The following is a 21,446-nucleotide window of genomic DNA, read 5'->3' as shown; positions in this document are numbered from 1 at the left end:
GTCTTCTTAATGTGACTCGTATGGTCTGCCGTCATTCTTTTGGAAAGGGCAGATGCGGACTGATTATGCGTAGAGCCATATTGAGTGTCAACGAGGGGCAAATCAAAGTGAGTTGCTTGTGCCAGGCGGGCTGCTTGGTCGTGCCTGAAATGTTGCACTGCAATGGGATTGTGTTGAGCGTTGTCAGTGCCAAATAGCACAATGGCGCACCATTTGGGTGCGCCATTGTGTACAAAATACTGCATTTGCTAGCATTTTGCGCCAAATTGTATGGCGCGTTCTTTGCGCGAGTCACTTTGCGCACTTGTACTTTCCCAGCCAGCAGAGTGTTGCATTACTAGCGATTCCAGCGTCTGGATCCAGGTATCTTGCTCGTTCAGGCAAGGGATGTAGCGGTATTCACCGCCCCCATTGGTGAGGAAAATTTCTTTGCCTTCCATGGCAATTTCTTCGAGCGTCTCAAGGCAGTCGCTGACAAAGCCCGGACAAATGACGTCAAGCTTGGCCGTCCCAGCCTTGCCAAGGTTGGCCAATGTTTCAGCCGCATAGGGTTTCAGCCACTCGGCCCGGCCGAAGCGGCTTTGGAAGCAGACTTCGTACTGGTCTTTTGCAAGCTCCAGGCGCTCGGCAAGCAGGCGACCGGTTTTCTGGCACTCGCAGAAGTATGGGTCGCCCTTGTCGTGAGTGAATTTCGGAACGCCATGAAAAGACATCAGCAGCTTGTCGCCACGACCGACGTTTGCCCAGTGCTGTTCGACTTGTTGTGCCAGTGCCTCGATATACAGTGGGTGGTCGTGAAAATGACGAACGGTTCTGACTTCGGGCATATTGCGCAGTTTGTTCAGGTGCCGGAAAACATCGTCCAGTGCAGTGCCAGCGGACGAGGCCGCATACTGCGGGTACAGAGGTATCACGAGCAGACGCTCAACACCATTGCTGCGCATCTTGTCGATCACGCTGGCGACAGAAGGTTGGCCGTAGCGCATGGCAAATTCGACTTGCAAGTGCTCTTGCCCGGCTTGTGCGAGTTTTTGCTGCAGCAGAGCAGTTTGCTGTCGGGTGTGTAGCAATAGCGGTGAGCCGCCGCTTTGCCAGATGCTGGCGTACTTCTCGGCACTCTTGCGCGGCCGGAAGGGGAGAATGAAACCATGAAGTATCGGTAGCCAGACAAGACGCGGAATTTCAATCACGCGCGGGTCTGACAAGAATTGCTTGAGATAAGGGCGCAAGGCTTTGGCTGTCGGTGCTTCCGGTGTGCCGAGGTTGATCAGCAGGATACCGGTACGGCTTTGGTAGTCATGGCGAAAAGCTGGTTCTTTTTGCATGGTCTTGTTATCTGTTTCGTGACGGATCAGTCGTTGCGTGCCGGGGCCAGGACATCACGGTTGCCGTTGTGGCCCGCTGCAGATACGACACCGCTGAGCTCCATCTGTTCAATCAGGCGGGCAGCACGGTTGTAGCCGATGCGCAGGTGGCGCTGGACTGACGAGATGGACGCTTTGCGGGTTTTCAGTACCAGTGCTACCGCATCATCGTAGAGCGGGTCTTGCTCGTTATCGGCGTCACCGAATTCGCCACCTTCGCCACTTTCCCCATCGACGCTACCGGTCAGGATGCCGTCGATGTAGTCAGGTGCGCCGGTAGTTTTCAGGTATTCGACTACCTGGTGTACTTCGTCGTCGGCAACAAAGGCGCCGTGCACGCGCAGGGGGTAGCCGGTGCCGGGCGGCAGATAGAGCATGTCACCCTGGCCTAACAGGGCTTCAGCACCCATCTGGTCAAGAATGGTACGGCTGTCAATCTTGCTTGAGACCTGGAAGGCAATGCGCGTGGGGACGTTGGCCTTGATCAAGCCGGTAATCACGTCAACCGATGGTCTTTGCGTGGCAAGAATCAGATGAATGCCAGCGGCGCGTGCTTTTTGGGCAAGGCGGGCGATCAGTTCTTCAATTTTTTTGCCGGCAACCATCATCAGGTCAGCCAGCTCGTCGATGACCACGACGATCAGCGGCAGGGTGTCGAGTGGCTCCGGCGTTTCCGGTGTCAGGCTGAACGGATTAGGGATCTTTTCGCCTGATTTTTCGGCGTCACGAATCTTCTGGTTGTAGCCGGCGAGGTTGCGCACCCCGAGTTTGGACATCAGTTTGTAGCGCTTGTCCATTTCGCCGACACACCAGTTCAGGGCGTTGGCCGCTTGTTTCATGTCGGTGACAACCGGTGCCAGCAGGTGCGGAATACCTTCGTAAACCGACAATTCCAGCATTTTCGGATCAACCATGATCAGGCGGACTTCGCGCGGGCTGGCCTTGTACAGCATGGACAGGATCATCGCGTTGATGGCGACCGATTTACCCGAGCCGGTGGTGCCTGCCACGAGAACGTGCGGCATCTTGGCCAGGTCGGCAGAGACGGCCTGACCGGCAATATCCTTGCCTAGTGCCATTGATAGCTTGGAGCTCATGTTCTGGTAGCCTTCCGAGCCGATAACTTCGGAAAGGCGCACAATCTGCCGTTTCGGGTTTGGCAGTTCCAGGCCCATAAAAGTCTTGTTGGGGATGGTCTCGACGACGCGAATCGAAACCAGGCTCAGTGCGCGGGCCAGATCGCGCATCAGATTGACGATCTGCGAGCCTTTTACCCCGACTGCTGGTTCGATTTCGTAGCGGGTAATCACTGGGCCGGGATAGGCGGCGATGACTTTGACGTCAACGCCGAAGTCGGCGAGTTTGCGTTCGATCAGGCGTGAGGTGTATTCAACCGTCTCGGCGGTTACCGGCTCGCCTTGGTCGGATGGTGGTGTCAGCAGGGCAAGCCCCGGAATGCTGTTGTCACCCGGTGCAGCAAACAGCGATTGTTGTACCGGCTTTTGCACTTTGGGCGAGAGCGGCACTTCAAGTACAGGTGGCTCGATACGAACCGGCGCTTGCTCTTCCTGTTTTTTCTTGACGCTGACGACTTTTTCTTCGCGTTTTTGTGCGACTTCGCGGCCGATTTCTCTATCCTGGCGGGCTTGCCAGCCCTCCCAGAGCCGGATGGCGGCGTTTTCAAGCGCACCGCCGAGCTTTTCCATCAGATTCAGCCAGGATAGGCCGCTAAAGAGCGAGACGCCGATCGCGGCCGTAACCAGTAGAATCAGTCCGCCGCCAGTCATGCCAAAGTTGTGTGCAAAACTCTGGCCGATAAATTGGCCGATCATGCCGCCGGCGACAAGTGGTAGCGCCAGGCTCTTCTCATGGAAAGCCAGATTCTCGAGACTGGCACCGGAGAGAATCATCAGTCCAAAACCCATGCTGGCCAGCCAGGCTGTGGGGCCCGGTTTGCGCACGCCTTCGCCGAGTCGCTGATACCCCCAGGCGATGGCGGCCAGGCAGAAGGCCACGCACAGCCATGCCGAGTAGCCGAAGAGATAGAGCAACACGTCTGATAGCCATGCACCAAATGCGCCGCCGTAGTTGCGGATGTTGCTGTCGGCCGAGCTGTGCGACCACGATGGATCGCTGGGCGAGAAAGTCGCAAGTGTGATGACCAGATAGATCGCTACTGCGGCCATGAGTAGCCACCACGCTTCTCGAAGCAGGGCCGAGAGGCGCGGTGGTAATGGATTGGTATTTCTTACTGCAGCTTTGCGCTTGAACAGTCGCATTGATTTATTTGTGATTCAGATCGGCTGAGCATTATATAGGCAAAACTGCTATCCGTTTATGCATAGTCATATCAAAGCGCTGGCTTTCTGCCCGGATACCATGCGCCAAGGATGCGTAAGCCGGCTGCGCCCGTCACTTTGGGCAGATTTCCGCTTAGCTGTTGCTGAAAACGCCAGCCCAGCCAGGCAAAGGCGACGGATTCGACCAGCTGCGGTGGCAGGCCCAGGGTGGTGGTGCTGAGCACGCTGCTATCGGGGAGCAAGGACTGGATGCGTGAATGCAAGAGGCGGTTGAAGGCGCCGCCGCCACACAAATAGACCTCGGCAATATCGGTGGCTGTCTGGCGCACCGCATTTGCAATGCTGTGCGCCGTCAGCTCGCACAATGTGGCCTGCACGTCGACGGGTGACAGGGCCGGGTAGGCAGCCAGCTTGCTGTGAAGCCATTCGGTATTGAACAGGTCGCGGCCGGTGCTTTTGGGTGGCGCGAGAGAGAAATAACTTTCATCAAGCAGATCCCGCAGTAGAGAGGCAGAGATCTGGCCACTGGCCGCCCAGTCGCCGTTGCGGTCATAAGGTTGGCCGCAGTGGGTCATTATCCAGGCATCCATCAGCATATTGCCGGGGCCGGTATCAAAGCCCAGTACCTCGCCGTTTTTGCCAAGGAAGGTGATATTGGCGATGCCGCCGATGTTGATGATGGCGCGGTTGAGCGACGGGCTGGCAAAGACGCGCTGATGAAACGCCGGCACCAGGGGCGCGCCGTGGCCGCCGGCGGCGATATCGCTGGAACGAAAATCGCCGATTACATCCAGCTCGGTCAGCTCGGCAAGCAGGGCGTGATTGCCGATTTGCCAGCTGTAACCTTGCTCGGGAGCATGACGTATGGTCTGGCCGTGACAGCAGACGGCCTGAATCTGTGCCTTGCTGATATTGCACTGTGTGATCAGCTGTTCGACAGCACGCGCGTAGAGGCGGGATAGCTGATTGGCCAGCAGTGCGGTGCGGTGCAGTTCGTCATGGCCACGTAACTGCAGTGCCAGCACTTGCTCGCGGATGTCTTCGGGGTAGTCAATGGCGGTGTGGCCGATAACGGCCGGTGTGCCGCTGGCAAAGTCGACGAGAACAGCATCAACGCCATCGAGACTGGTGCCTGACATCAGGCCGATAAACAGATCAGACATGAAAACGCCCTGAAAAAGTTCAGGGCGTTTTCACATGGGCTCAGTCAGACTGGGCGACGGCCACCGGTGTTTCCCTGAGCAGTTGCAATTTTGCCGCAAGCTTAACGCTCTGTTGGCGGAAGGCCAAGCGTTGCGAGGCAGAAAGGCCGGGAACCGGCAGGGCGGTGGTCGACGGATCAACGGCCTGACCATTGATGCGCACCTCCATATGCAGATGCGGGCCGGTCGAGCGGCCGGTGCTACCGACATAGCCAATGACGTCGCCGGCTTTCACCTGGCTGCCGGACTTGAGCTTGCTTTCAAAGCGGCTCATGTGGGCATACAGGGTCGACAGTTTCTGGTTGTGGCGCAGAATCACGACATTACCGTAGCCGCTCTGGCTTTCCATGGCCTGGATGGTGCCATCGGCCGGTGCGATGATGGGGGTGCCGGTGGTGGCGGCGTAATCGATGCCTTGATGCATGCGCAGGCTGCGTAAGATCGGGTGAAAGCGCATGCCAAAACCTGAACTGATGCGCGCATTGCTGACAGGCTGATGGCTGAAGCCCTTTTTCAGTGGCTTGCCTGCGCCGTCGTAGTAAGCGCCAGTCTCGCTGTCATGGGCAAAGTAATAAGCCTCATAACGTTGGCCGCGATTGACCAGCTCGGCTGCCAGCAGATTGCCGGCAGCAATGGCACTGCCTTTGTAGTAGACGGTTTCGTAAACCAGATTGATCTGGTCGTCTTTGCCCAGTTTGGTAAAGTCGATCTGGTCAGAGAAAATTTCGCTGAGCTGGGCGCGTACTTCAGCCGGTACGCCGGCCTGGGCGAGAGCGCCACTGGCGCTGGTGCGCAATGTCACACTGCGCACGGTCTGGATGGTTTCGGTCTCGGGTGCTTCTGCACTCGCCTGCCACTGGCCATCTTTCTTTTCGATGGCAACAAGTACTTGCTCGCCGTTTTCGTCGTCATTCAAAAAGCGCAAGCCGAACAGTTCGCCACTGTCATCAATTTCGACCGACAAGGTGGCTCCGGCGCGCAATTTGAGTACGTCCTTCGACACCGGGGCATTGTGGATGAAGCGGTTGGCTTCGCTGCTGTCAACGCCAAGGCGGCTGAGCAAGCGGGAAACCGTATCGCCACGTTGCACACGCTCTTCACGCCAGTAGCGCACATTATCCTTGCCTGTAGGCAGGACGGGATTCAGCGTCAGCACTTCGCTGACTTGCTTGACCGCAACAATGGCCGGCTCGGATTGGCCCGGGGCAACGGCAACGGCAGTGACAACACCCAGAAAAGGAAGAACCGCTGCGGCGGCAAGCCAGTTTGGCTTGATGTTGTCGGGTAAGAGGCTGGAGACCTTTTTCTTGATTGTTTCTTTATTCATCTGGAGCAGCGCTGGCGGTTAAGAATGCCGTACTTCGGCAGAGATTTATCGAAACGTGACACAGGTCTTCAAGCCCTACGTCGGCGAACAAGGGCAGAGACTAGCAAAAAATTTCATGTAACGAAACGGTTATTTCGTTGTAAATCATTGTATTACTCCTGCGTCATTAACATTTTGCTGCGATTTTGACGGCAAGAATGGCATGTCCGGGCCCGCGGCAGCCATTCAGCACTCGTCAGGGCCAGTGCTGCGCACTACAATGCCCGAGCCTTATTTGGACCCCCACCAACATGCGAATTTGTACACTTTTTGTGCCGGGATTGACCTGGCTTGATGCCGATGATGGCGCCACCCTGGCCAAAGATCTCGACTTGCCGACCCTGGCCAAGCTGGCTGGCAAAGGTAGCCTCGAGCCCCTTCCGGGTAGCGCCAGTGCCGCCTGGCAGCGACTGCTGGGTGCGCCGCTCACCCTTGCGGCCAACCTTGCCAAGGCCGGTGGCCATGATGATGGTGTGTGGCTGATTGCTGATCCGGTCAATCTGCGAGTGGATCGCGATCGTGCCCTGCTTGGGGATGTGGGCATCATGAATCTGTCACTGCAGGAATCGCAGTCGCTGGTGGCCAGTCTGAATGATTTTTTTGCCGAAGATAGCTTGCACTTTCATGTGCTGGAGGCCGGACGCTGGCTGGTGAAATTGCCCAAGCCGACTGAAGCGAATTTTTCGCCGCTGGCAGATGTGATTGGCGAGGACATCAATCGCCATCTGCCAAAGGGCAAGCGCGGCATGCTGTGGTGCCGTTATCTGAACGAGCTGCAGATGCTGCTGTACAACCATCCGGTGAACGATGCGCGCGAGGCGCGTGGCGAGCCGACGGTTAATAGCGTCTGGTTCTGGGGTGAGTCCGACTCATCCGTGGCGATCCAGACCGATCTGCAGCAGATCCTCAGCGCGGAAGGCTGGCTGGCAACGTTGGCCGCACAAGCGAAAATCGGCTGTGATTTGCCACCTTACCGTTTTGCTGACTTATCGCTATCGACAGGCCATACCTTGGTGCATCTGGATGTGGTCGAGGCGGCGGCGCAGTTTCGCGATGTCTGGGGCTGGCAGCAAGGCTTGCAGCGTCTGGAGGCCGACTGGCTGCAACCCGCATTGCAGGCCCTCCAATCAGGCCAGATCGACAGCCTGCAAATCGTCTGCCATGGCGAGGCGGGCTTCTGCCTGAGCATCAGGCGCAGTGATCTGTGGAAATTCTGGCGCCGCCCTGTTCGACTGGCGGCCTTGCAGCAAAGCGGGGAACCGGCGTGACCGATATTGTAGAAAGACCTATCGCCGACTATGCCTATCAGGCCTTGCTGGCCGAAGGTATCGACCCCTTGATGGCGCGGCTGTATGCCGCGCGTGATATTGCTTCGGCTGCCGAGGTCAATTACGAGCTGAAGGGCTTGTTGACTTTTACCGGCCTGCGCAACGCCCGCGAGATGGCCAGCAAGCTGGCAGACGCGATTGCGGCGGGCAAACGCATGCTGGTGGTAGCTGATTACGATGCGGATGGCGCGACCGCCTGTGCGGTGGCGATCGAAGGTTTGGCCGCCATGGGGGCGCAGATCGACTTTATCGTGCCCAACCGTTTTGAGTATGGCTATGGCCTGACGCCCGAGATTGTCGAGTTGGCCGCACAGCAATCGCCTGACATCATCATCACGGTAGATAACGGCATTGCCTCGGTGGCGGGCGTTGCTGCCGCACACGCCAAGGGTATCGAGGTGTTGGTGACGGATCATCACTTGCCGGGTGACAGTCTGCCGGATTGCCTGATCGTCAACCCCAATCAGCCCGGCTGCAGTTTTGCTTCCAAAAATCTGGCCGGTGTCGGCGTGATGTTTTATGTGCTGATGGCCTTGCGGGCCGAGATGCGAGAACGCGGTGCCTTCGGCCAGCGTCCCGAGCCTAATCTGGCGGTGCTGCTGGATCTGGTGGCCCTGGGGACGGTTGCCGATGTGGTCAGGCTTGATCGCAACAACCGCATTCTGGTGGATAACGGCCTGCGCCGCATGCGCGGCGGTCGTCTGCGCCCGGGTATTGCGGCCTTGTTCCGCATTGCCGGCCGGCCTTTGCACAAGGCCAGCACTTTTGATCTGGGTTTTACCGCCGGGCCACGGCTGAATGCGGCTGGACGGCTGGATGATATGAGTCTCGGCATTGCCTGCCTGCTGTCGCGCGATGAGGATCAGGCGCTGGCCCTGGCACAGCAGCTGGACCAGCTAAATCGTGAACGGCGCAATATCGAGCACGGCATGCAGGATGAGGCGCTGCAGGACCTGTCCATGGTCGATGCGGCCAACCGTTACACATTGACGCTGTATCGCGACGACTGGCATCAGGGTGTAGTCGGTATCGTCGCGTCGCGACTGAAAGAGCGTTATCACCGTCCGACCATCGTGTTTGCGCCGGGTGATGAAGGGCAAATCAAGGGTTCTGGCCGTTCGATACCCGGTTTTCACATGCGTGACATGCTGGACCTCGTCAGCAAGCGCCAGCCCGATCTGATTCTCAAGTTTGGCGGTCACGCGATGGCTGCCGGCCTGAGTCTGCGCGAGCAGGATTTTCAGCGTTTTGCCGATTGTTTCGAGCAGGTGGCGCGCGAAAACATGAGCGAACAACAGCTGACGCGCACGATTGAAGTCGATGGCAGTCTGCATGGCCGCGTGCTATCGCTACAAACAGCAGAGCTGTTGGCCGCAGAAGTCTGGGGCCAGGGCTTTGCCGCGCCGCTGTTTCGCGATGAATTCGATGTGATGCAACAGAAAGTGGTCGGCGGCAAGCATCTGAAGCTGTACCTGCACAAGGATGGCGTGCAGTGCGAGGGCATGCTGTTCAATCACGCTGACTGGTTGCCGGAGCGGATTGATGCGGTTTACCAGTTGGCCGCCAATGAGTGGCAGGGGCGCAAGGAGCTGCAACTCTATGTGCAGCATTTTTCAGCGGTAAAGGTATTGGCATAAGGCATGGTCGAAATTTTTCTGGTTTTGGCTGCGGTTGGCGCGGTTGCAGCGGTGTGGCTGTGGTCGCAGCGTAAAGTGCGCGTACTGGAGTTGGCCTGCCATGAGGCCGAGCTGCACGCGCAGGCCGAGCAAGCGCGCATCGCCATCTTGCAGTCGCAGTTACAGCAATATCAGCAGCGTGAACAGCGTGCCGAGGATGAGGTTGCGGCCTTGCGTGACTTGCTGTCCGAGGCCAATCAGCGCATGGGCATGCTGGGTGCCAAGGCGCAGCGAACGGCCGAGCTGGAGCAGCAACTGGCAGCCATGCAGCAGCAGCTGAGAACGACCGCCGAAAGGTTGGCCGCAAGAGACGAACAGGCTCGTCAGTGGCAGCAGTGGCAAGTCGAGAGTCAGCAGCAGAAGGACATGCTGCGCCAGCAGCAGGACGAGTTGCTGCGGATTTCGGTGCGCACGCAAGAGCTTGAAGTGCTGTTGCAGCAGGAGCGGCAGCAGCACGCCGAAAAATTGCGCTTGCTGGAAGAAGCGCGCAGCAGCATGGGTCAGGAGTTCAAGCTGCTGGCCAACGATATCCTTAGCGAAAAATCGCGCGTGTTTGCCGAGCAAAGCCAGATCAACCTCAATCGCCTGATCGAACCCTTGGGCGAGCGGCTGCAGCACTTTGGCAAGCTGGTGCAGGATACGCACGAGAAAGATGTACGTGATCGCCTGACGCTGGAGCAGGAACTCAAGCGTTTGCAATTGCTGAGTACGCGTCTGAACGAGGATGCCGTGGCACTGACCAATGCGCTGACCGGTGCCAACAACAAGGCGCAGGGAAATTGGGGCGAGATGATACTCGAGCGAGTGCTGGAGTCGTCAGGCCTTACCCGTGGGCGCGAGTACGAACTGCAGTTGTCGGATTACCAGCACGATGAGGATGGCAGCGCCAGAAGATTCCAGCCTGATGTGGTAATCAATCTGCCCGAGGGCAAGCATCTGGTTATCGACAGCAAGGTCAGCCTGAATGCCTATGTACGTCACGGGAATGCCGAGACGGTGCCTGAGCGCGAAGCCGAGCTCAAGGCGCATATCCAGGCGCTGCGCCAGCATATTCGTACGCTATCAGAAAAACGTTATCAGGATCTTTACAGCCTGCAGACGGTGGATTTTGTCTTCATGTTCATCCCGGTCGAGCCGGCGTATCTGCTGGCGGTGCAGAATGATCTGGACTTGTTTAACGAGGCCTTCGAGCGGCGTATCGTGATTGTCGGGCCGAGTACCTTGCTGGCAACGTTGCGAACGGTGGCCAGCATCTGGCGGTATGAAAACCAGAATCGGCATGCCCAGGAAATCGCACGACAGGGTGGCTTGATGTATGACAAGTTTGCCAGCTTCCTGGAGTCGGTGCAGAGGTTGGGCAAGCAGCTCGATAGTGCGCAAGACGGGTATCAGCAGCTGCTCCGGCAGTTGTCGACGGGTAGCGGAAATCTGCTGGCGAGAGCCGAAAAAATGCGCAAGCTGGGTGCGCGAAGCTCCAAACAATTGCCGCCGGCATTTGGTAACGCTGTAGAAGAAATAACTGACGAAAGTGACGATTAATCCTTGCCTGTTTTGCAGGTTGGGGCTATAAAAAAGTCAGGCACGGAAAGGAGGAGAGCGAATGGAGTCACTGTTGATGTTGTTGATAGTAGTGTTGATGTTTGTGTTCTTTGGTAAAGCATCTTTCTTTAACAGCAAGTGTGTACCGTTACGTGTCAAGTCCCGACCAGTTCGTCGGCAGAACTCTCGCCTTATCTAGTGTCTGGTTGTGTTGTAAGTTGTTAGGCTGTTATTACTGTTGTTGCTTTTGTTACTGTAGTCGAGTAGGTAGTAGCTGGACTCTTCAACCACCACCCGAAGCCGGCCAATTGGTCGGCTTCGTTGCGTTTTGCTGTTGAATATTGAGAACAGGCTTGAAGGCCTGCTTGATTTGGGTTCTTGGTGTGGTCTGAAGGCGAGTGATCAGGCAGTTTTTTTTGGATCGGTATCCAGGGCCAGTGCTGATAAAAGTTCGCTGGCAGCGATCGGTTTGCTGAGCAGAAAGCCTTGTAGATGGATGTAGGGATAGTTCGTTTGCACGTAAGTCAGGTCAGCCTCGTTGTCGATGCCTTCGGCGACAATGCGTAAGCCCAGATCGCGTGCGATGACGATCATGCCATCGAGAATGTGCTGCATGCGATTGTCGTGCGAAATGTTCTTGATCAGACAGCGATCCAGTTTCAACTCGGTAATCGGCAAGTCTCGCAATTGCTCAAGATTGGTGTGACCTGTACCAAAGTCATCAAGTGAAAGCTCGAATCCTTTCATGCGCAATCGAAGCAAGGCGGCAAGGGTGTTGCCCAGATCGTGGAATGCCATGGTTTCGGTAATTTCAAGCACAATGCGCGATGGGGAAAGCTTCCGATTTTCAACTTCGGTGAATAGCCACTCAAGAAATTCGTTGTCACACAAAATGCCGCGTGACAGATTGATGGAGAGTTTCAGATCTTTTGCCCAGTCGTTGCGCATCAGCAGGTCAAGGCTGGTCTGAACAATGCGGCGGGTCAGCAGGACGATAAAACCATCGCTTTCGAGCCGCTCAATGAAGGTGCTTGGCCCCAGTGTGCCAGCAGTAGGGTGCTTCCATCGTGCCAGTGCTTCTATCTGTACGGCACGCTGTTCTGTCTGGCTGTAGATCGGCTGGTAGTGAGCTAAGAACTGGTTTTGTGCCAGGCCGCTGACAATTTCGGACAGGCTGAAGTGATTGTGCAGCTTGTTGTCGCACTTTTTGTATTCAAGCAAGCGACTGACTGTCTGGATAAACTCGTCAGGATTGATGGGCTTGGTCATGTAGGCAATGCATGGAAAACCAAGTGCTTCGGCGGCTTTGGTGCAGCCGGCAAGCAACTCCGGGACGTGGCCGCTTAGCAGTAACAGGCTGGGCAGATCGTGCCGGCGAGAGAGTTCCTGGATCAGCGCGATGCCATCCATGCCTGGCATATTGATATCGGTAATGACCAGATCAAGTTCGCCAAGTTTTTGAGCCTGGCGAGCAGCCCAGCGCCCATCGGCGGCTTCGTAGAGATTGAGGCCGGCAATCTGTCGGCAAAGAGAAAGCAGCACTTTTCTTTGGCTGGAACTGTCTTCTGCAATCAGTACGTGGCCGACCATGACTACTCCATGGGTAATTGATGGCTTGGTTATGGCAGATTTATTTATGACATGCCGATTTGCCAAAGTCAAACCGGCGCTGGCAATGTTAAAAACAAAGGCCCTTAGGAGGGCCTTTGTTTTATAGCTTGATCAATGTTGATTTCAATTCGGTGTACTTTTCCAGGGCGTGCAGTGATTTGTCTCGCCCGTTGCCTGATTGCTTGAAGCCGCCAAACGGGAAGTTCATGTCACCGCCTTCGTCGTAGCAGTTGACCCAGACCGTGCCTGCCCGCAGGCGACGCGCAACCTTGTGGGCGGTGCTCAGGTCGCTGGTCCAGACAGCTGCGGCCAGGCCGTAGTCGCTGTCATTGGCGATGCGGATGGCTTCATCAAGATCCTCAAACAGGATAATGGATAGCACAGGGCCAAAGATTTCTTCGCGGCTGATGGTCAGGCTAGGGTTGGGGCAGACGAAAGCGGTCGGTTCGATGAAAAGGCCGTGTTCTTGTCGGCTGGCCTTGCCGCCGCAGATCAGCTCGGCACCTTCGCTCAGCCCCTTGTCGATGTAGCTCAGTACTTTGTCGTACTGGATGCGGTCGATGATGGCCCCCATGGAAGTTGTGGGGTCGAGCGGGTCGGCGGGCTGGTAGTTGGCCGCAGCGGTGCGGAAGGCAGCAAGGAATTCGTCCTTGATGTCCTTGTGCAACAAGAGGCGCGAGCCTGCGGTGCACATTTCGCCCATGTTGTAGAAGATCGCCCCAGCCGCACTGCGTGCCGCCTTGGCGATGTCCGGGCAGTCTGGCAGGACAATATTCGGCGACTTGCCGCCAAGCTCAAGCCAGGTGCGCTTGAGGTTGGATTGGGCGGCAAAGCCGGCGATCAGCTTGCCGACTGCTGTCGAGCCGGTAAAGGCGACGCAATCGATATCCATATGGCTGGCAAGCTGTTGGCCGACATCGCCAGCGCCAGGCAGTACCTGGAAAATACCATCCGGAATACCAGCCTCCTTGGCCAATGCGGCCAACCTGATAGCGGTAAGCGGGGACTTTTCGGATGGCTTCAGCAATACCGCATTGCCGGCGGCAAGGGCGGGCGCGAACTTCCAGCTGGCCATCAGGATGGGGAAGTTCCACGGCACGATGGCTGCCACCACGCCGATGGCTTCGCGGGTGACGAGGCCAACCAGTTTCGGATCAACCGGGGCCACTTCGCCACCGATCTTGTCGATGGCTTCGGCAAACCATTCAACGCAATAAGAGGCGCCGGGAATGTCGACGCTGGTGGTGTCGCCGATGGGTTTGCCGGCATCGAGTGTTTCCAGCAGGGATAGCTCATCGGCGTGTTCGCGGATCAGGCTGGCAAAACGCTTGAGAATACGTGCTCGTTTCAGCGGGGCGATATCTGACCAGCTGCCCGCTTCGAAGGCGCGGCGCGCTGCCTTTACGGCGCGCTCGACATCATCCGCGCTGCTCCAGCTGATGCTGGCCAGCTTGTTGCCGTTGGCGGGGTTGATGCAGTCAAAGCTGCGCCCGTCGCTGGATGGGGTGTATTGCCCGTCAATAAAGGCGCGGCCTTCGATGTTCAGGTTTGCGGCCAACTGCTGCCAGTCTGAAAGCGTTTTGCTCATGAGTCCTGCTCCGTTGAAGGTCAGAATGTCGGTGGTGAACTTGCGCTGACAATTTCGCAGGTATCACTGCCGACATTGCGAAAGCGATGCGGTAAACGACTGTCAAAGTAATAGGCATCGCCCGGGCCAAGTACGCGTGATTCGTTATTGACGGTCACCTCGATCGTGCCCTTGATGATGACGCCACCTTCCTGCCCCTCGTGCATCAGCATGTCGGGGCCGGTGTCAGCATGAGGCTCGTAAACCTCGCGCAGGATGGCGATATCACGGCGCTCGTGCGAGGTGCCCACCAGCAATAGCTTGATTTGCTCGTTGCCGAGATTGGGCAGCTCATCCTTGCCGTAAAACACACGCGGTTGCTGTGGCTCGGCATCAAAAGTGAAGAAGTCAGACAGCGTCATCGGCAGGCCTTCCAGCACCTTGCGCAGGGAGCTGATAGACGGGCTGACCCGATTCTGTTCGATCAGCGAAATGGTGCCATTGGTTACGCCAGCCCGTTTGGCCAGCTCACGCTGTGACAAGCCCATTTTTTCGCGAACCGTTCTCAATCGAGCGCCAACATCCATAAGGTCAAATCCAATCTGTTGTTAATAATTTTAGACGTGTCGCCGAGGCTGTCTTGACGCAAAATGGCCACTTCTGTTGCATTGCAAAAGCAAATTACTTTGCAGACATGGCAATTTATAGTCAGAATCAAAGGGTGATGGCAAGCGTTTGTATATTTTTTTAAACAACTCGTTGCACCAGATACCCGTCAAACCCGGCAGGAGGTAGCTATGTTAATCGGCGTTCCCAAGGAGATCAAAAATCATGAGTATCGCGTTGGCCTGACACCGTCGGGTGTACGCGAGCTGACGGCTCATGGTCATCAGGTGTTGGTGCAGAGCCAGGCGGGGCTGGCGATCGGTTTTGCTGATGAACAATACTTGCAAGCAGGGGCCAAAATCGTGGCGCATGCTGATGAGGTGTTTGCCAAGGCCGAGATGATTATCAAGGTCAAGGAGCCGCAGGCCGCCGAATGTCGCATGCTGCGTCCTGGCCAGTTGCTGTTTACTTATCTGCATCTGGCGCCGGACCCGGAGCAGGCCAGCTTGCTGCTGGAGAGTGGTGCGGTAGCGATTGCCTACGAAACGGTTACTGACGACAAGGGTGGCCTGCCGCTGCTGGCGCCTATGTCCGAAGTGGCCGGGCGTATGGCGATTCAGGCCGGTGCTCATGCGCTGGAAAAGGCGCAGGGTGGCCGCGGGGTGCTGCTGGGTGGTGTGGCTGGTGTCGCGCCGGGCAAGGTGATCGTGCTGGGAGGCGGTGTGGTTGGCCTCAACGCTGCGCGCATGGCCATGGGCCTGGGTGCGGATGTCACCATCCTCGACAAGTCGCTGGCGCGTCTGAAGGAAATAGACATGGTGTTTGGCGGGCGGATCAAGACGCTGATGTCGAATACCAGCAATATCGAAGAGAGCCTGAAAGAAGCGGATCTGATTATCGGCGCGGTGCTGGTGCCCGGTGCTGCTGCGCCGAAACTGGTCAAGCGCGCGATGCTCAAGCAGCTCAAGCCCGGTGCCGTGCTGGTGGATGTGGCGATTGATCAGGGGGGCTGCTTCGAAACTAGCCGTGCGACCACACATCAGGATCCGATCTATATCGTTGACGGCATCGTGCACTATTGCGTGGCGAATATGCCGGGTGGTGTGGCCCGAACCTCGACCATGGCACTGACCAATGCCACGCTGCCTTACGCCATCGAGCTGGCTGACAAAGGTTGGCCGCAAGCCTTGAGTGAAAACCTTCACCTGCGTAATGGCCTGAATGTCTGCCAGGGCAAGGTTACACACCGTGCTGTAGCCAGCGAGCTGGGTTATACCTTTGTTGATCCGCTTGAAGCCATTCTGGCGGCCCGTTGAATCCGGAGCGAGAAATGATTGTTGGTATTCCTTGTGATGTGAAGCAGATCGGCCTGTTTCCCTTCCATGCCGTTGGCGACAAATACATCAAGGCCGTGACGGGCGCGGTGGGGGCGACGGCCATCCTGATCCCCGCCACGGGTGATGATGCCCAGCTGGATGCGCTGCTGGCGATGGTCGATGGCATCCTGTTGCCCGGCTCGCCATCCAATATCGAGCCGCATCACTATCAGGGTGAGCCCAGCCGTCCCGGCACCTTGCATGACACGGCGCGCGACGCGACGACCTTGCCGCTGGTGCGCAAGGTAATAGACGCCGGTGTGCCGCTATTGGGCATCTGCCGCGGCTTTCAGGAGATCAATGTCGTGCTGGGGGGCGAGCTGCACCAGCATGTGCAGGAGCAGGACGGCCTTGATGATCATCGCGAGCCGGAAACCGAAGACCTCAATCTGATGTATGGCCCTGCCCATGAGGTGAAATTTGCCGATGGCGGCTGGCTGCAAGGCTGGATGGCGGCCGACGCGGCCATGGTCAACTCCATCCATCAGCAAGGCATCAAGCGGCTGGCAGATGAGCTGGTGGCCGAGGCATGGGCACCGGATGGGTTGATAGAGGCCTTCCGCAGCAAGCATGCAACAGGATTTGTTTTTGCCGTGCAGTGGCATCCCGAATGGCAGTACTGGGATAACCCGCTGTCACAGGCAATTTTCAGGGCTTTCGGCACAGCGTGCCGCGAGCACCGTGTGCGCCGAAACCAGTAGGCCGACCCGGAAAACCGCCGGCAAGACCGGCAAAAAGAGGAAGAGCTTCATGAATCACCAACTACTTGAATGGCTTAGAGAAAACCGCATTACCGAAATGGAATGCATCGTACCGGACATGACCGGTGTCGCTCGCGGCAAGATCGTGCCGAAAGACAAGTTTGTGTCCGATGCGGAAATGCGCTTGCCCGAGGCAGTGCTGATCCAGACGGTAACCGGTGATTACCCTGACGATAGCGTGCTGGATCTTACCGATCCGGACATGGTGTTGATGCCGGATGTCAGTACCTTGCGCTTTGTGCCGTGGGCGACCGACCCGACGGCGCAGCTGATTTACGATGCCCTGCGGCCGGATGGCAGCATGGTTGAAGTTGCTCCTCGCAATGTCCTCAAAAGAGTGCTGGCGTTGTATGAGGCTCAAGGTTGGAGTCCGGTAGTCGCTCCGGAGATGGAGTTCTACCTGCTGTCGCCCAACCCTGATCCTGATATTCCTCTGGCCCCGCCTATCGGCCGTACCGGCCGTGCCGAATTCGGTCGTCGCTCTTACGCGATTGATGCGGTAAACGAATTCGACCCGCTGTTCGAAGACATCTACGACTACTGCCATATGCAGAATCTGGAAGTCGACACGCTGATTCACGAGATCGGCACCGCACAGATGGAAATCAACTTCATGCACGGCAATGCGCTGGAGCTGTCTGACCAGGTCTTCCTGTTCAAACGCACCGTGCGCGAGGCGGCGTTCCGCCATGGCATGTACGCCACATTCATGGCCAAGCCGATGGAGCGCGAGCCGGGCAGTGCCATGCACATCCACCAGAGCGTGGTAGATACCAATACCGGTCGCAATGTGTTCACTCAGGATGACGGCACGCCAAGCGAGCATTTCTTCCACTTCATCGGTGGTCTGCAGCGCTATCTGCCCGAGTGCATGCCGTTCTTCGCGCCGTATGTGAATTCTTTCCGCCGCCTGTCGCGTTATACCGCCGCACCGACCAATGTGGAGTGGGGGTATGACAACCGTACCGTCGGTCTGCGCGTGCCGCACTCCTCACCAGCGGCGCGTCGTGTCGAAAACCGCGTACCGGGTGTGGATGTGAACCCGTATATCGCGATGGCCGCCACACTGGCTTGCGGTTACCTGGGCATGATGAACAAGATCAAGCCGCGCGATCCGTTTGTGGGTGATGCCTATGAGCAGCCGTTCCAGTTTCCGCATGGTACCGAGGCGGCGCTGGCCGGCCTGCGTCAGTGTGATGATCTGGCTGAAGTGCTGGGCCCGCGTTTTGTTGCCATGTATGTGGCGATGAAAGAGAAAGAATTTGCCGAATACTTCCGCGTGATCAGCCCGTGGGAGCGCAAATTCCTGTTGTTGCACGTCTGATACTGTCTGGGGAGAGAGCTTCATCATGCAGGAAAGAAACACAGCACAATGGCGCGCACTGGATGCCGCCCATCATCTGCACCCGTTTTCGGATACCACCTCGCTCAACGAGCAAGGTGTGCGCATGATCACCCGCGCCGAAGGCATCTACCTGTGGGATAGCGAAGGCAACAAGGTGCTGGATGGTATGGCCGGCTTGTGGTGCGTGAATATCGGTTATGGCCGCAAGGATCTGGCCGAAGTTGCCAAAAAGCAGATGGAAGAACTGGCCTACTACAACACCTTCTTCAAGACCTCGCACCCGGCAGTGGTCGAGCTGTCTGCCTTGCTGGCCGAGGTGGCGCCGGAAGGCTTTGATCATGTGTTCTATACCAACTCGGGTTCCGAATCGGTCGATACCATGATCCGCATGGTGCGCCGTTACTGGGATGTGAAAGGCCAGCCGCAGAAGAAAACCCTGATCGGTCGCTGGAACGGTTATCACGGCTCGACCATCGGTGGTGCCAGCCTTGGCGGCATGAGTTATATGCACGAGCAGGGTGATCTGCCGATTCCGGGCATCGCCCACATCGAGCAGCCGTGGCACTACAAATATGGCAAGGATTTGAGCGCCGACGAGTTTGGCAAGTTGGCCGCAGGCTGGCTGGAGCAGAAAATCCTCGAGATCGGTGCCGACAAGGTGGCTGCTTTTGTGGGGGAGCCTATTCAGGGTGCGGGCGGGGTGATCATTCCGCCGGACAGCTATTGGCTGGAGATCGAGCGCATCTGCCGAAAATACGACATCTTGCTGGTGGCGGATGAGGTGATCTGTGGTTTTGGTCGTACCGGTAAATGGTTCGGGCAGCAGCATTTCGGCTTCACGCCGGACATCTTCACTACGGCCAAGGGTCTGTCTTCAGGCTATCTGCCTATCGGGGCGGTATTCGTCAACGACGATGTGGCGGCAACGTTGGCCGCAGGCGGTGATTTCAATCACGGCTTTACCTACTCGGGGCATCCGGTGGCGGCGGCCGTGGCGCGTGCCAATGTGCAGGCGCTGCGTGACGAGGGCATCGTGCAGCGTGTGCATGATGATGTCGGGCCGTATATGCAGCAGCGCTGGCGCGAGGCCTTTTCGGGCTTTGCCCACGTGGATGATGTGCGTGGCGTCGGGCTGATTCAGGCTTTCACCCTGGTGAAAGACAAGACCAGCAAGACCTTGTTTGATAACTGGGGCGAGATCGGCATGATGTGCCGTGACATTTTCTTCCGCAACGGCCTGATCATGCGTGCGTGTGGCGACCATATGGTGTCGGCACCGCCACTGGTAATGACGCGCGAAGAAGTGGATCTGATGATTGCCAAGGCCGTGGCTTGCATGGAAGAGTTCGAGGCCATGCTGGTGTCCAAAGGGCTTGCCTGATTTTCAGGTGATCTGAAAGCATTGCGGCCAACCTTGCAAGGTTGGCCGCAATGCTTTGGCAGACGGTTAGGTCAGTCGACGAAATAGCCCAGTTGTTTTGCCTTGGCCAGCTCGGCTGACAGATAGTCCCACAGTGCCGGACAGCCGGTGCTGATCGGCGCTTCCAGTCGGCCGATAACCCGTTCGTAGCTGATGCCGTTTTCCAACCAGCTCTGGCCCTTGTTGGCCAGATTCAGCAATACCGGCATGGCGCGATCGGCGGCGTGGGCAAAGCGTGCCTCGGCGGTGTTGCCATCTTCGAACTCTTGCCACAGCGCCAGGTATTGCTCGGCCTGCGCGGCAGGCAGCAAGCCAAAGATGCGCTGTACTGCGGCCCACTCGGCAGCCTTGCGTTCTTCCCAGCCTTCGGTGGCGTAGACAATGGTGTCGCCGGTGTCGATTTCACCGATATCGTGCACCAGCAGCATGGCAATCACGCGATTGATGTCGATAGGCTCGACCGCATAGCCAGCCAGCGTCGATGCCAGCATCGCGATCTGCCAGCTGTGCTCGGCCGAGTTTTCCTGGCGATCCAGCCCCAGCGGGCGGGTCTTGCGCGTCACGCCCTTGAGCTTGTCCAGCTCGATGATGAAATTGATGATGTCTTGCATGATCCGGTGTTCCTTTCTGGATTAATCGAACAGTTTGCCCAGCAGTTGGCAGATCGGTTCGAGCGCCATGCGATCGCTATCGTCAAACTGCGCCAATTCGTCGGCGTCGATATCCAGCACGGCCACTACCTTGCCTTGCTGGTTGAAGAGCGGAATCACGATTTCGGAGCGTGCCGCCGACGAGCAGGCGATGTGGCCGGGAAACTGGTCTACGTCAGGCACGACCAGAGTGCGAGCTTGTGCCCAGCTGCTGCCGCAAACGCCTTTGCCATGTGGAATGCGGGTGCAGGCGATCGGGCCCTGGAAGGGCCCGAGCACCAGCTCATTGCCGATGACGCGGTAAAAGCCGGTCCACAGCCAGCCAAAAGTCTGCTGGATCGCAGCGGTGCAGTTGGCCATGGCGGCAATGGCGTCCTGCTCGCCATCAATCAGGGCGTGCAGTTGCGGAATCAGTGTCTGATAACGTTCAGCCTTGCTGCCTTGGGATACTTCGAGATGTTCAGCCATGATTGCTCCTGAAAAAAGCAAGGGTAACAAAGGCTGCGGCCAAGGTGTAGCAGCAAAAAGAAAAGGCCGGCAAATGCCGGCCTTGCTGCAAGCGTGCTGCCTGCTTACATCATGTGCTGACCGCCGTTGATGGCAAAGTCGGCGCCGGTGATGAAACCGGCAATATCAGACGCCAGATAATTGACGAGGCCGGCAATCTCTTCCGGCTGACCAAGGCGACCAACCGGGATCTGGGCAACAATCTTGTTGCGTACGTCTTCCGGTACAGCCATCACCATATCGGTGCCGATATAGCCCGGGCTGATGGTGTTGACGGTTACACCCTTGCGCGCCACTTCCTGCGCCAATGCCATAGTAAAGCCGTGCATACCGGCTTTGGCGGCAGAGTAGTTGGTCTGGCCAAACTGGCCTTTCTGGCCATTGATCGACGAGATGTTGATGATGCGACCAAAGCCACGCTCTTGCATGCTGTCCACGACGGGTTTGCACACATTGAACAGCGAGTCGAGGTTGGTGGAGATCACTGCATCCCAAGACGGCTTGTCGAGCTTTTTGAAGCTCGCGTCGCGGGTAATGCCGGCATTGTTGACCAACACATCAATCTGGCCCAACTGTTCCTTGATCGTTGCAATGGCTTGCTGGCAAGAATCGAAATCGCTGACGTCGCACTGGAATGCGTGCACATCAAAGCCCAGGCCGCGCATATCGGCCAGCCATGCCTGCTCCTTGCCGGGCTTGCTGAAGGTGGTGGCAACAGTGTGTCCGCTTTGTGCCAGTGCTTTGCAGATTGCGGTACCGATACCGCCCATGCCGCCAGTAACCAATGCAATACGCTTACTCATGATGCTGACTCCTTTTGGGTCGTTT

17 protein-coding genes are annotated in these 21,446 nt (G+C 57.3%); 7 read left to right on the top strand and 10 right to left on the bottom strand.

Going from position 1 to position 21,446, the window contains the following annotated elements:
* Nucleotides 1-248: 248 nt before the first annotated feature.
* The 4 genes from hemH to ACZ9W6_RS09450 all read right to left on the bottom strand — a co-directional run bounded on the left by hemH (nucleotide 249) and on the right by ACZ9W6_RS09450 (nucleotide 6,193).
* Nucleotides 249-1,325 carry a ferrochelatase gene (gene hemH / locus ACZ9W6_RS09465; protein ID WP_465190867.1) on the bottom strand — a complete coding sequence of 359 codons (1,077 nt, stop codon included), beginning with the start codon at nucleotides 1,323-1,325 and terminating at the stop codon, nucleotides 249-251.
* Nucleotides 1,326-1,351: 26 nt separating this feature from the next.
* Nucleotides 1,352-3,643: a DNA translocase FtsK gene (locus ACZ9W6_RS09460; protein WP_465190866.1), complete on the bottom strand. Its 2,292-nt coding sequence runs from the start codon at nucleotides 3,641-3,643 to the stop codon at nucleotides 1,352-1,354.
* A gap of 71 nt (nucleotides 3,644-3,714) precedes the next feature.
* Complete coding sequence (locus ACZ9W6_RS09455; protein ID WP_465190865.1) at nucleotides 3,715-4,827, bottom strand: anhydro-N-acetylmuramic acid kinase; 1,113 nt, start codon at nucleotides 4,825-4,827, stop codon at nucleotides 3,715-3,717.
* A gap of 40 nt (nucleotides 4,828-4,867) precedes the next feature.
* Nucleotides 4,868-6,193, bottom strand: a complete 1,326-nt coding sequence (locus tag ACZ9W6_RS09450; RefSeq protein WP_465190864.1) for a peptidoglycan DD-metalloendopeptidase family protein — start codon at nucleotides 6,191-6,193, stop codon at nucleotides 4,868-4,870.
* A gap of 311 nt (nucleotides 6,194-6,504) precedes the next feature.
* On the opposite strand from ACZ9W6_RS09450, the gene ACZ9W6_RS09445 reads away from it, so the two are divergent.
* Genes ACZ9W6_RS09445 through ACZ9W6_RS09435 form a run of 3 tightly spaced genes read left to right on the top strand, consistent with a single transcriptional unit; the run spans nucleotide 6,505 to nucleotide 10,775 of the window.
* Entirely contained in the window at nucleotides 6,505-7,500 is a 996-nt protein-coding gene (locus ACZ9W6_RS09445) for a hypothetical protein (protein ID WP_465190976.1), read from the top strand.
* Nucleotides 7,497-9,197 carry a single-stranded-DNA-specific exonuclease RecJ gene (gene recJ / locus ACZ9W6_RS09440; RefSeq protein ID WP_465190863.1) on the top strand — a complete coding sequence of 567 codons (1,701 nt, stop codon included), beginning with the start codon at nucleotides 7,497-7,499 and terminating at the stop codon, nucleotides 9,195-9,197. The genes ACZ9W6_RS09445 and recJ overlap by 4 nt, the downstream gene beginning before the upstream one ends.
* 3 nt (nucleotides 9,198-9,200) lie before the next feature.
* Nucleotides 9,201-10,775, top strand: coding sequence for a DNA recombination protein RmuC (locus ACZ9W6_RS09435; protein WP_465190862.1), 1,575 nt, complete (start codon nucleotides 9,201-9,203; stop codon nucleotides 10,773-10,775).
* Nucleotides 10,776-11,177: 402 nt separating this feature from the next.
* On the opposite strand, the gene ACZ9W6_RS09430 is transcribed toward ACZ9W6_RS09435, so the two are convergent.
* The 3 genes from ACZ9W6_RS09430 to ACZ9W6_RS09420 all read right to left on the bottom strand — a co-directional run bounded on the left by ACZ9W6_RS09430 (nucleotide 11,178) and on the right by ACZ9W6_RS09420 (nucleotide 14,522).
* Nucleotides 11,178-12,365, bottom strand: a complete 1,188-nt coding sequence (locus tag ACZ9W6_RS09430) for an EAL domain-containing response regulator (RefSeq protein ID WP_465190861.1) — start codon at nucleotides 12,363-12,365, stop codon at nucleotides 11,178-11,180.
* Nucleotides 12,366-12,486: 121 nt separating this feature from the next.
* Nucleotides 12,487-13,974: an aldehyde dehydrogenase gene (locus ACZ9W6_RS09425; protein WP_465190860.1), complete on the bottom strand. Its 1,488-nt coding sequence runs from the start codon at nucleotides 13,972-13,974 to the stop codon at nucleotides 12,487-12,489.
* A gap of 20 nt (nucleotides 13,975-13,994) precedes the next feature.
* On the bottom strand, nucleotides 13,995-14,522 hold the full coding sequence (locus ACZ9W6_RS09420; RefSeq protein WP_465190859.1) for a cupin domain-containing protein: 528 nt from the start codon (nucleotides 14,520-14,522) through the stop codon (nucleotides 13,995-13,997).
* Nucleotides 14,523-14,750: 228 nt separating this feature from the next.
* Between ACZ9W6_RS09420 and ald the strand changes: the two genes are divergently transcribed.
* The 4 genes from ald to ACZ9W6_RS09400 are packed head-to-tail and all read left to right on the top strand — an operon-like array spanning nucleotide 14,751 to nucleotide 19,422.
* Nucleotides 14,751-15,875, top strand: coding sequence for an alanine dehydrogenase (gene ald / locus ACZ9W6_RS09415; RefSeq protein ID WP_465190858.1), 1,125 nt, complete (start codon nucleotides 14,751-14,753; stop codon nucleotides 15,873-15,875).
* Between the two features lie 14 nt (nucleotides 15,876-15,889).
* The gene (locus ACZ9W6_RS09410; RefSeq protein WP_465190857.1) at nucleotides 15,890-16,636 is read left to right on the top strand and encodes a gamma-glutamyl-gamma-aminobutyrate hydrolase family protein; all 747 of its coding nucleotides are present in this window, start codon (nucleotides 15,890-15,892) and stop codon (nucleotides 16,634-16,636) included.
* Between the two features lie 49 nt (nucleotides 16,637-16,685).
* Nucleotides 16,686-18,020, top strand: a complete 1,335-nt coding sequence (locus tag ACZ9W6_RS09405) for a glutamine synthetase family protein (protein WP_465190856.1) — start codon at nucleotides 16,686-16,688, stop codon at nucleotides 18,018-18,020.
* A gap of 22 nt (nucleotides 18,021-18,042) precedes the next feature.
* Nucleotides 18,043-19,422, top strand: coding sequence for an aspartate aminotransferase family protein (locus ACZ9W6_RS09400; RefSeq protein WP_465190975.1), 1,380 nt, complete (start codon nucleotides 18,043-18,045; stop codon nucleotides 19,420-19,422).
* A gap of 71 nt (nucleotides 19,423-19,493) precedes the next feature.
* Here ACZ9W6_RS09400 and ACZ9W6_RS09395 read toward each other — a convergent pair whose 3' ends face one another.
* From ACZ9W6_RS09395 to phbB, 3 genes are all read right to left on the bottom strand, one after another.
* The gene (locus ACZ9W6_RS09395; RefSeq protein ID WP_465190854.1) at nucleotides 19,494-20,072 is read right to left on the bottom strand and encodes an HD domain-containing protein; all 579 of its coding nucleotides are present in this window, start codon (nucleotides 20,070-20,072) and stop codon (nucleotides 19,494-19,496) included.
* A gap of 21 nt (nucleotides 20,073-20,093) precedes the next feature.
* The gene (locus ACZ9W6_RS09390) at nucleotides 20,094-20,579 is read right to left on the bottom strand and encodes a GAF domain-containing protein (protein ID WP_465190853.1); all 486 of its coding nucleotides are present in this window, start codon (nucleotides 20,577-20,579) and stop codon (nucleotides 20,094-20,096) included.
* 104 nt (nucleotides 20,580-20,683) lie between these two features.
* Nucleotides 20,684-21,421 carry an acetoacetyl-CoA reductase gene (gene phbB, locus ACZ9W6_RS09385; RefSeq protein ID WP_465190852.1) on the bottom strand — a complete coding sequence of 246 codons (738 nt, stop codon included), beginning with the start codon at nucleotides 21,419-21,421 and terminating at the stop codon, nucleotides 20,684-20,686.
* Between the last annotated feature and the right edge of the window lie 25 nt (nucleotides 21,422-21,446).

It is taken from the genome of Vogesella lacus (genome assembly GCF_979366295.1).
Note: the sequence above shows the minus strand (reverse complement) of the source record. Positions and strands in the feature narration are given on the sequence as shown.

Excerpts from the sequence above, each read along its gene's own strand:
- hemH (WP_465190867.1), bottom strand. The coding sequence starts at position 1,325 with ATGCAAAAAGAACCAGCTTTTCGCCATGACTACCAAAGCCGTACCGGT.
- ACZ9W6_RS09460 (WP_465190866.1), bottom strand. The coding sequence starts at position 3,643 with ATGCGACTGTTCAAGCGCAAAGCTGCAGTAAGAAATACCAATCCATTA.
- ACZ9W6_RS09455 (WP_465190865.1), bottom strand. The coding sequence starts at position 4,827 with ATGTCTGATCTGTTTATCGGCCTGATGTCAGGCACCAGTCTCGATGGC.
- ACZ9W6_RS09450 (WP_465190864.1), bottom strand. The coding sequence starts at position 6,193 with ATGAATAAAGAAACAATCAAGAAAAAGGTCTCCAGCCTCTTACCCGAC.
- ACZ9W6_RS09435 (WP_465190862.1), top strand. The coding sequence starts at position 9,201 with ATGGTCGAAATTTTTCTGGTTTTGGCTGCGGTTGGCGCGGTTGCAGCG.
- ACZ9W6_RS09430 (WP_465190861.1), bottom strand. The coding sequence starts at position 12,365 with ATGGTCGGCCACGTACTGATTGCAGAAGACAGTTCCAGCCAAAGAAAA.
- ACZ9W6_RS09425 (WP_465190860.1), bottom strand. The coding sequence starts at position 13,974 with ATGAGCAAAACGCTTTCAGACTGGCAGCAGTTGGCCGCAAACCTGAAC.
- ald (WP_465190858.1), top strand. The coding sequence starts at position 14,751 with ATGTTAATCGGCGTTCCCAAGGAGATCAAAAATCATGAGTATCGCGTT.
- ACZ9W6_RS09410 (WP_465190857.1), top strand. The coding sequence starts at position 15,890 with ATGATTGTTGGTATTCCTTGTGATGTGAAGCAGATCGGCCTGTTTCCC.
- ACZ9W6_RS09405 (WP_465190856.1), top strand. The coding sequence starts at position 16,686 with ATGAATCACCAACTACTTGAATGGCTTAGAGAAAACCGCATTACCGAA.
- ACZ9W6_RS09395 (WP_465190854.1), bottom strand. The coding sequence starts at position 20,072 with ATGCAAGACATCATCAATTTCATCATCGAGCTGGACAAGCTCAAGGGC.
- ACZ9W6_RS09390 (WP_465190853.1), bottom strand. The coding sequence starts at position 20,579 with ATGGCTGAACATCTCGAAGTATCCCAAGGCAGCAAGGCTGAACGTTAT.
- phbB (WP_465190852.1), bottom strand. The coding sequence starts at position 21,421 with ATGAGTAAGCGTATTGCATTGGTTACTGGCGGCATGGGCGGTATCGGT.